We start from the raw sequence: 8,546 nt of genomic DNA, 5'->3' as shown, positions 1-8,546 counted from the left end.
GGGGGGGGGGGGTGGGGGGGGGGGGGGGGGGGGCGGGGGGGGGGGGGGGGGGGGGGGGGGGGGGGGGGGGGGGGGGGGGGGGGGGGGGCCAGGTGGGGATGGTGATGGTGCGGGACTCGGTGCGGGACTGTTCGGCGGCGGCGAGGATGCCGACCACCTCGCGGCCGAAGCGCACGTCGCAGCGGTGGTCCCGGGTGCCCGACGCGATCTCCTCCAGCAACTGGTCGATCGCCACCCGGAAGGCGTCGGCCGCCGCGCCCTCCCCGGCCGGTACGGTCTCGATCCCGTTCTCCCCGTAGAACGTGAAGTCCCGGGTGACCGCCTCGACCGGTGCGTCCAGGGTCAGCGAGGCGCTGCTGGTGGCGCCCCCGTCGTGGGTGAGCAGCAGGTGGACGATCCCGCTGGGCCCGTCCATCGCGGCGACCCGGGTCACCCGACCCAGCACCGGCAGGATGATCGAGAGCGCGTGGGGGCCGATGTCCCACAGGGCGCCGTGCTCCCGGCGCCACGTCGAAGCGCCGTACGGGTTGCCCGGCTGGTAGATCGAGGCGAAGAACGTGGCGCGGGCGTGCTGCCACCCGCCCGCCGCGGCGGTCGCCGCGAGGAAGCCGGTCACGTTGGCGTGGAAACGCTGGGTGAAGAAGACCACCGAGGCGACCCCGGCAGCGCCCGCCGCGGCGACCACGCGGTCGGCGTCGGCGACCGTCAGGGCCAGGGGCTTGTCCAGCAGCAGGTGCCGACCGGCGGAGGCGGCTCGGGCCGCGATGTCGGCCTGAACGTCCGGCGGAAGGGCCACCGCGACGGCGTCGCAGGCGTCGATCAGCGTGTCGACGTCGTCGTACGCCGGCACGCCGTACCGGTCCGCCAGCACCTCCGCCTTCGCCCGGTCCCGCCCCCAGACGCCGGCCAGCTCGGTCCCCGGATGCGCGTCCAGCCCCGCGCCGTGCGTCTCCATCGCCCAGTGCCCGGTACCGAACAGCCCGAACCGCACCACGTGGAACCCCCACCCGTCGTCACCTCACGGGACCTGTCCGCGGGCCCCCGGGTCACGCTATCCGGCCCTCCGGCCGCCCGCCCGCGACACCACCGGTGCTGGCGGGCTCCGGACGCCGACCGGAGCCGGGCGGCGCGCGGACCCGGCGGTGACGGGTGTACTACGCGGGTTAGTAGAGTGTGCCGGTGACCGAAGCGAGCGCCGGACGGCGTCGATGACCAGCGCGGCAGCGGCCGGCTCCCCGGTGGACGGGCTCCTCGCGACCCTCTCGATCGTGCTGTCGCTCCTGGTGGCGGCGTGGGCCCTGGTGGCGACGCTGCGGCACCGCGCGCCGGACCGGGTGCAGTTCGCCGGTCTGACGGCGCTGGAGGTCGTCCTGCTCGGTCTCGCGGTGCTGGCCCTGGTCACGCTGGGCGGCGGAGACCGCCCCGACGAACCGGGGGCGTTCTTCGGCTACCTGGTGACGTTGGTGTGCCTGCCGCCGCTGGCCTGGGTGCTGGCCCGGATGGAGCCGACCCGCTGGGGATCGGCGATCGTCTGCGCGGTCTGCCTGGTCACGCCGGTGGTCGTGGTCCGGCTTCAGCAGACCTGGGAGGTGCTCGGTGGCTGAGCGGGTACGGGTACCGGAGCGGAGCCGCACCAACGCCGGCCCGGGTCGGCTGCTGATCGCCGTCTACATCCTGTTCGCCATCGCCGCCACCTCCCGCGCCGGCCTCCAGATCGCCACGAGGTTCGGCGAGGCTCCGGTGGCGTACACCCTCTCGGCGCTGGCGGCGCTGATCTACATCGTGGCGGCGGTGGGCCTGGCCCGCGCGGGCGCCGCCGGCCGGCGGGTCGCGCTGGCCTGCTGCACGGTGGAGCTGGTCGGCGTGGTCGGCGTCGGCGTGCTCAGCATCGCCGACCCGGAACTGTTCCCGGACGAGACGGTGTGGTCCGGGTTCGGCAGCGGGTACGGCTACATCCCGCTGGTCCTTCCGATCCTCGGCCTCGCCTGGCTCTGGCGCACCCGCACCTGACCCACCCCGGGCGACTGCGCCTGTCGCGGCCCCGTCACGCCGCGCGGTCAGCGGGAATGGCCACTGTTTCAGGGAAACAGTGGCCATTCCTCGGGCTGAGGTGGGTGAGGCGCGGCGCTTACGGTGGGCGCGGCGCGCGGATGGGACGGGGGTCAGTCCTTCGGGCCGCCGGCGACGTAGATGACCTGGCCGGAGACGAACGACGCGCCCTCGCTGGCCAGGAACGAGATGGTGTGCGCGACGTCTTCCGGGCGGCCGGGCCGGCGGACCGGGATCTCGGCGGCGGCGTGCTGCTGGAGCGCCTCGAAGTCCACCTTCATCCGGGCGGCGGTGGCGGCGGTCATGTCGGTGACGATGAAGCCCGGCGCGACCGCGTTGACGGTCACCCCGAACGGGCCCAGCTCGATGGCCAGCGTCTTGGTGAAACCCTGGAGGCCGGCCTTGGCGGCCGAGTAGTTGGCCTGCCCCCGGTTGCCCAGCGCGGAGGTGCTGGACAGGTTGACGATCCGGCCCCACTTCCGCTCGACCATGTGCTTCTGCGCGGCCTGGCTGAACAGGAAGGCCCCGCGCAGGTGCACGCCCAGGACCGTGTCCCAGTCGCCGTCGGTCATCTTGAACAGCAGATTGTCCCGGAGCACCCCGGCGTTGTTGACCAGCACGGTCGGCCCGCCCAGCTCGGCGGCGACCCGCTCCACGGCGGCCTCGACCTGCGCCCGGTCGGCCACGTCGGCGCCGACGCCGAGCGCCCGACCGCCGGCGGCGGCGATCGCGTCCACCGTCTCCTTGGTCGCCGACTCCTCGATGTCGACCACCGCGACGGCCAGGCCGTCGGCGGCCAGCCGCCGGGCGGTGGCCGCCCCGATGCCCCGCGCCGCACCGGTCACGATCGCGACGCGCTGCTCCTCCGACATACCTACCTCCCGGTAACTTGGCTGGATCGCCACACCCTAACCCACCTACCGGCCGCCTTCGATCCTCAGCAGTGCCGGCCCCGGCAGAGGCGGATCCAGCGGTAGCCGTAGCCGGCGACCTTGACCCGGTCGAACTTGCCGATGTCGTCGTAGTTGCGGTCGCTGAGCACGTCGATCGGGAAGTCCGCCTCGGCCTCCAGCATGCTCAGGTCCACCTCGGCGTCGGTGGTGCCCAGGTTGTGCACGAAGACCATCGTCCCGGTCGGTCCGTCGGCCCGGTGCGCGAGCACGCCCGGGGGCAGCGGCACGTCGATGTGGGTGGTGGAGCCCGAGCCGACCTCCGGGGCCTCCCGGAGCGTACGGATCATGCGCTCGAACCAGGCGAGCAGGGACTTCGAGTCGCGCCGCTGGGCGGTGACGTTGACCTTCTCGTAGCTGAAGTCACCCTTGTCGATGACCGGCCGCACCAGCTTCTCCGGGTCGGCGTCGGAGAAGCCCGCGTTCGGCTGGTACGACCACTGCATCGGGGTACGGATCGCCTCCCGGCCGGGCAGCGACAGGTCCTCGCCCATGCCGATCTCCTCGCCGTAGCGCAGCACCGGCGTGCCGCGCAGCGAGAACTGCAGGGCGTACGCCAGCTCGATGCGGCGGCGGTCGTTGCCGAGCATCGGGGCGAGCCGGCGGCGGATGCCCCGATCGTAGATGCGCATGTTCTCGTCCGGGCCGAACTGCGCGTACACCTCGTTGCGCTGCTCGGCGGTGAGCCGGGACAGGTCGATCTCGTCGTGGTTGCGCAGGAAGGTGGCCCACTGGCCGCCCTCGGGCAACGCCGGGGTGTCCCGCAGCGCCTCGATCACCGGTTCCGGGTCCTGCCGGGCCAGGGCCAGCATCAGCCGGCCGTTGAGCATGAAGTCGAAGAGCATGTGCACCCGGTTGGCCGACCCGCCGCTGTCACCGAAGAACGTCGGGAGCTGGTCGGGCTCGACGTTGGCCTCGGCGAGCAGCATCGCGTCGCCCCGACGCCACTGCACGTGCTGGCGCAGCTCGGTGAGGAACTCGAAGTCCTTGGGCGAGTTGGGGTTGCCCGGTTCGGTCTGCTCGATGATGAACGGCACCGCGTCCATCCGGAACCCGGAGACGCCCAGCTGGAGCCAGAACGACATGATCTTCTTGACCTCGGCGCGGACCGCCGGGTTGGTCATGTTCAGGTCCGGCTGGAACTTGTAGAACCGGTGGTAGAACCACGCCTTCGCGGTGCGGTCGTAGGTCCAGGTCTCGTGCTGCTCGCCGGGGAACACCATGCCCTGGTGGCGGTCGTCCGGCTCGTGGTCGGTCCAGACGTACCAGTCCCGGTACGGCGAGTCGGGCGACGAGCGGGCGGACTGGAACCACGGGTGCTGGTCGGACGTGTGGTTCACGACCAGGTCGATGATCACCCGGATGCCCCGGTTCTGGGCCTGGTGCAGCAGCTCGGCGAAGTCGCCGAGGGTGCCGAAGCGCGGGTCGACGTTGTAGAAGTCGGTCGCGTCGTACCCGTCGTCCCGGTTCGGCGAGGGGTGGATCGGGTGCAGCCAGAGGCAGGTCACCCCCAGCCGGGCCAGGTAGTCCAGCCGGCCGATGAGGCCACGGATGTCACCCACCCCGTCGCCGTCGGAGTCCGCGTACGTGTCGATGTCGAGGCAGTAGACGACCGCCTCCGAGTACCACCTGTCACCCATGCCTGCCTAATGTCTCCGATCGCCGCCGTGGGCAAACGTGAGCGGCGCGAACATCCGGCTGCGGTGTAAGTGGTGCGGGACCGGGTACCACTGTCCGATCCCCGGCCGCCCGCTGTCCGATCCCCGGCCGCCGCCCACGGAAGGACGACCATGGCAGTAGCGCAGGACGTCGACCCCCAGCAGTTCACCGGGCTCACCGGTTGGGTGGCCGACGTCATCGAGGCGCTCGGCCCGGTCGGGGTGGCACTGCTGGTCGCCCTGGAGAGCGTCATCCCGCCGATCCCCAGCGAGATCGTGCTGGCGATGGCGGGCTACCTCGCCTCCGAGGGCCGGTTCAACGTCGTGCTGATCGTGGTCGCCGCGACGGTCGGGTCGCTGGTCGGGGCGCTGCTGCTCTACTGGCTCGGCGCCGGCCTCGGCGAGGACCGGCTGAAGCGCTGGCTGGACCGGCTGCCGCTGGTGGACACCGACGACCTGGAGAAGGCGGACCGCTGGTTCGAGCGGCACGGCCGCTGGGCGGTGCTGTTCGGCCGGCTGGTGCCGGTGGTGCGCAGCCTGGTGTCCATCCCGGCCGGGGCGAACCGGATGCCGATGGGCGAGTTCGTCCTCTTCACCACGCTGGGCAGCGGCGTGTGGAACAGCCTGATCGTCGGTCTCGGCTACGCGCTCGGCTCCCGGTGGAAGGACGTCGACCGGTACAGCAGCTGGTTCAACTACGCCATCTTCGCCATCTTCGGCTTCATGATCGTCAGTTGGGCGATCAAGAAGGTGCGGCGTCGCCGGGCGCGGCGGGACCGCGAGCCGGTGTCCGCCGGCCGCTGACGGGCCGCGCACCCACCGACGGGGGTACGCGGCCCGCCGCGCCGGTCAGGGCAGGGTGTCCAGGTGCGGGCCGACGGTACGGGCGAAGCCGTTGCCGTTGCTCACGTCCCAGTTCACCGACCAGGTCATCGCACCGCGCAGCCCCGGGTAGGTGCGCGGCGGGCGGAAGCTGCCGCAGTTGGTGCCCCGGGTCAGGCAGTCCAGCGCGGCGTTGACCACGCTGGGCGCGACGATGCCGCCACCGGCCGCGCCCGGACCGGCCGGCAGGCCGAGCCCGACCTGGTCGGGGCGCAGCCCCGCCTCCAGTTGGATGCAGGCCAGCGCGACGATGAAGTTCACCGTCCCCTGGCCGTACGCGGCGTTCTGGTCGCAGCCGAGCATCGCCCCCGAGTTGTAGAACTGGGTGTTGACCACGGTCAGGATGTCCTTGATGTCCAACGCCAGCTTGAAGTAGCTGGTGGTCGGGTTCTGCATGTCGATGGTCTGCGGTGCCATCGCGATGATCAGGCGGGAGCCGACCTTGGCCCGCAACGAGCGCAGCGCCTGCCCCATGTAGGTCGGGTTCAGGCCGTTCTCCAGGTCGATGTCGACGCCGTCGAACCCGTAGCGCTGGATCAGGGCGTACACCGAATCGCTGAAGGCGGTCGCGGACGCCGCGTCGTTGACCGCGACCCGGCCGGTCTCGCCGCCGACCGAGATGATCACCTTCTTGCCCCGGCTCTGCAGGGTGCGGACGTCGGCGGAGAAGTCCGCGTCGGTGTAGCCGCCGAGCGCGCTGGACAGCCCCGGGTCGACCGCGAAGGCGACCGCGCCGGGGGTGGCGGTGGCGTCGGCGAACGCCACCGCGACCACGTCGTACTCGGCCGGGGTGTCCCGCAGCCGCAACTCCACCGCGGGGTTGTCGAAGTTGTGCCAGTAGCCGGTGAGGATGTGTTTCGGCAGTCCGGTGACCGGCGGCGGGCTGGTCGGGGGCGGGGTGGTCGGCGGTGCCGTGGTGGGCGGTGGCGTGGTCGGCGGTGGCGTGGTCGGTGGTGCGGTGGTGGGCGGCGGCGTGCTGGGGGTGGTGCCGCCACCGCAGGCGGCCCCGTTGAGTCGACAGTTCGTCGGGGAGCCGGGTCCACTCGCGATGAAGCCGAAGGAGACCGAGGCGCCCGGCGCGACGGAGCCGTTCCACGACCGGTTGGTGAACGTGTACCGCTGGCCGGACGAGGTCAGCAGCGCGTCCCAGTACGTCCCGACCGACGTGCCGGCGGGCAGGTCGAACGTGAGGCTCCAGCCGTTGATCGTGCTGGTTCCGCCGTTGGTGACGGTGTACTTCCCCTCCCACCCGCTGCCCCAGTCGGAGGTCTTGACGAAGGTCGCGCTCGGGCCGGCCGCGTACGCCGGCATCGCCACCCAGGCCGCCCCGAGGGCGGCGGTCAGCACGGTGACCAGGGACAGGACAAGGAATCTGGAACGCTTCATGCGGCCCTCCCCACCGGGACGTCATCCACGGACGTCGACGTTCCACTTATTATTAAGACTGTTAACTGTTGTGTCCAGGGCTGTGCGAGCGGCTGTTAAGAAGGGCCCCTTCTACAACGCGAGGCGTTAAGAGGGGGCCCTTCCTTGCACCTCAGCGGCGGAAGCTGAACCAGTTGACGTTGACGAAGTCGTTCGGCTGACCACTGGAGAAGGTCAGGTAGACCGTCCGGCGACCGGTCGGACCCGCGACGTTGCCGGGCACCGAACGCCAGCTCTGCCAGCCCCCGGTGTTCGCGATGGCGAAGCTGCCGATCGGCGGGCTGGTGGGGCTGTCCAACCGCACCTCCACCAGGCCACTCACGCCACTGGCCGCACCCGAGGCCACCCGGGCGACGAAGTCCCGCGGCGGCGTGGCGCCGAACTCGACGTTGTCGAAGCGCGCCCAGTCACCGTTGCGCAGCGCACCGATGTTCTGCCCGCCCTCGGCGCACGCCTCGACCAGCACCCCGTTCTGGGCGTTGAACGACTCGGCCTGGATGGTCGTGTACGCGTCCCGCACGCCGCCCGGCGGCGGGGTCGTCGGCGGTGGGGTCGTCGGCGGTGGGGTGGTGCCGCCACCCCGGTTGTAGACGGCGACGTAGTCGACCAGCATCGGCCGGCCGGGCACGGTCGCCGCCGTGGGTGTGGCACTGCCGGCCACCCCGTTCGGGAACGCCCCGCCCATCGCCACGTTGAGCAGGAGGAAGTAGCCGGCGTGGTTGGTCATCTGCGACCAGTACGGCTCGCCGATCCGGGACTGGCTCACCGTGTGGTAGAGCTGCCCGTCGACGTACCACCGCAGTTGCTGGGGGCTGATCGAGGCGTCCCACTCGAAGCGGTAGGTGTGGAACGCCGACTGGCAGGTGCTGCCGGGGCAGGCCCGGGAGGCGCCGATGCCGTTGAACTCGTCGCACGGGCCGCCGGGGGCGACGCCGCAGTGCAGCACCCCCCAGACCGAGTTGATCCCGTTGACGTTCTCCATCACGTCGAACTCGCCGATGCCCGGCCAGTTCTGGTAGTTGCCCCGGTACGGCGCACCCAGTGCCCAGAAGGCCGGCCAGTAGCCGGGCGCCTGGGCGCCGGTGACGTTGGGCATCTGGATCCGGCCCTCGATCGCCAGCACACCGCCGGCTGCCGGCTTGAAGTTGCTGCGGACGGTCTCGATCCGGGCGGACGTCCACCGACCCGAGCCGTCGCGCAGCGGCGTGATCCGCAGGTTGCCGCCGCCGTCGTGGCTGACGTTGGCCGTGCTGGCCGTGTAGGTCTGGATCTCACCCGTACCCCAGTTGGGCGGGCCACCCGGATAGCTGGTGCCGGTGTCGATGATCCAGTTCGCGGCGGACGGCAGCGTGCCGGCCGCGCCGGTGAAGTCGTCGCTCCACACCAGACTCCAGCCCGGAGCCGGCGCCGGCACTGCGGCGTCGGCGGTCGCGGTGACCCCGGCCAGGGCGGTGGTGGTGACGGTGAGCAGGGCGAGCGCCAGCGGAAGCCGGCGTCGGGCAGGCGGGGCGGCGGATGCCGCCGGTGCAGTTCGCATGGACGTGCCTCTCTGCGGGAACGGAGCGAGAGAGCGCTCTCTCAC

7 protein-coding genes and 1 pseudogene are annotated in these 8,546 nt (G+C 71.8%); 3 read left to right on the top strand and 5 right to left on the bottom strand.

The annotated features are described in order from the left end of the window. Positions 1 to 94: 94 nt before the first annotated feature. A pseudogene (locus D7223_RS28105) lies at positions 95 to 994 on the bottom strand (Gfo/Idh/MocA family protein); the annotation flags it as partial. Positions 995 to 1,208: 214 nt separating this feature from the next. Between D7223_RS28105 and D7223_RS28100 the strand changes: the two are divergent. Together D7223_RS28100 and D7223_RS28095 are read left to right on the top strand one after the other, a co-directional pair. Beyond that, positions 1,209 to 1,604 carry a hypothetical protein gene (locus tag D7223_RS28100; protein WP_120731833.1) on the top strand — a complete coding sequence of 132 codons (396 nt, stop codon included), beginning with the start codon at positions 1,209 to 1,211 and terminating at the stop codon, positions 1,602 to 1,604. Then, the gene (locus D7223_RS28095; protein WP_120731832.1) at positions 1,597 to 2,010 is read left to right on the top strand and encodes a hypothetical protein; all 414 of its coding nucleotides are present in this window, start codon (positions 1,597 to 1,599) and stop codon (positions 2,008 to 2,010) included. Before D7223_RS28100 ends, D7223_RS28095 begins: the two co-directional genes overlap by 8 nt. 152 nt (positions 2,011 to 2,162) lie before the next feature. On the opposite strand, the gene fabG is transcribed toward D7223_RS28095, so the two are convergent. Beyond that, positions 2,163 to 2,921: a 3-oxoacyl-ACP reductase FabG gene (gene fabG / locus D7223_RS28090; protein ID WP_120731829.1), complete on the bottom strand. Its 759-nt coding sequence runs from the start codon at positions 2,919 to 2,921 to the stop codon at positions 2,163 to 2,165. Positions 2,922 to 2,986: 65 nt separating this feature from the next. After that, positions 2,987 to 4,639 carry an alpha-amylase family protein gene (locus D7223_RS28085; protein ID WP_120731827.1) on the bottom strand — a complete coding sequence of 551 codons (1,653 nt, stop codon included), beginning with the start codon at positions 4,637 to 4,639 and terminating at the stop codon, positions 2,987 to 2,989. Positions 4,640 to 4,789: 150 nt separating this feature from the next. Between D7223_RS28085 and D7223_RS28080 the strand changes: the two genes are divergently transcribed. After that, the gene (locus D7223_RS28080) at positions 4,790 to 5,461 is read left to right on the top strand and encodes a DedA family protein (protein WP_120731825.1); all 672 of its coding nucleotides are present in this window, start codon (positions 4,790 to 4,792) and stop codon (positions 5,459 to 5,461) included. A gap of 45 nt (positions 5,462 to 5,506) precedes the next feature. Here the strand turns inward: D7223_RS28080 and D7223_RS28075 are convergent, their stop codons facing one another. Together D7223_RS28075 and D7223_RS28070 are read right to left on the bottom strand one after the other, a co-directional pair. Further along, entirely contained in the window at positions 5,507 to 6,925 is a 1,419-nt protein-coding gene (locus D7223_RS28075; protein WP_120731823.1) for a chitinase, read from the bottom strand. A 151-nt stretch (positions 6,926 to 7,076) separates the two neighbouring features. Further along, positions 7,077 to 8,501 carry a carbohydrate-binding protein gene (locus tag D7223_RS28070; protein WP_120731821.1) on the bottom strand — a complete coding sequence of 475 codons (1,425 nt, stop codon included), beginning with the start codon at positions 8,499 to 8,501 and terminating at the stop codon, positions 7,077 to 7,079. Between the last annotated feature and the right edge of the window lie 45 nt (positions 8,502 to 8,546).

Origin of the sequence: Micromonospora endolithica, from assembly GCF_003626595.1 — a bacterium.
GTDB lineage: Bacteria > Actinomycetota > Actinomycetes > Mycobacteriales > Micromonosporaceae > Micromonospora > Micromonospora endolithica.
This window is presented reverse-complemented; position numbering and strand designations above follow the sequence as displayed.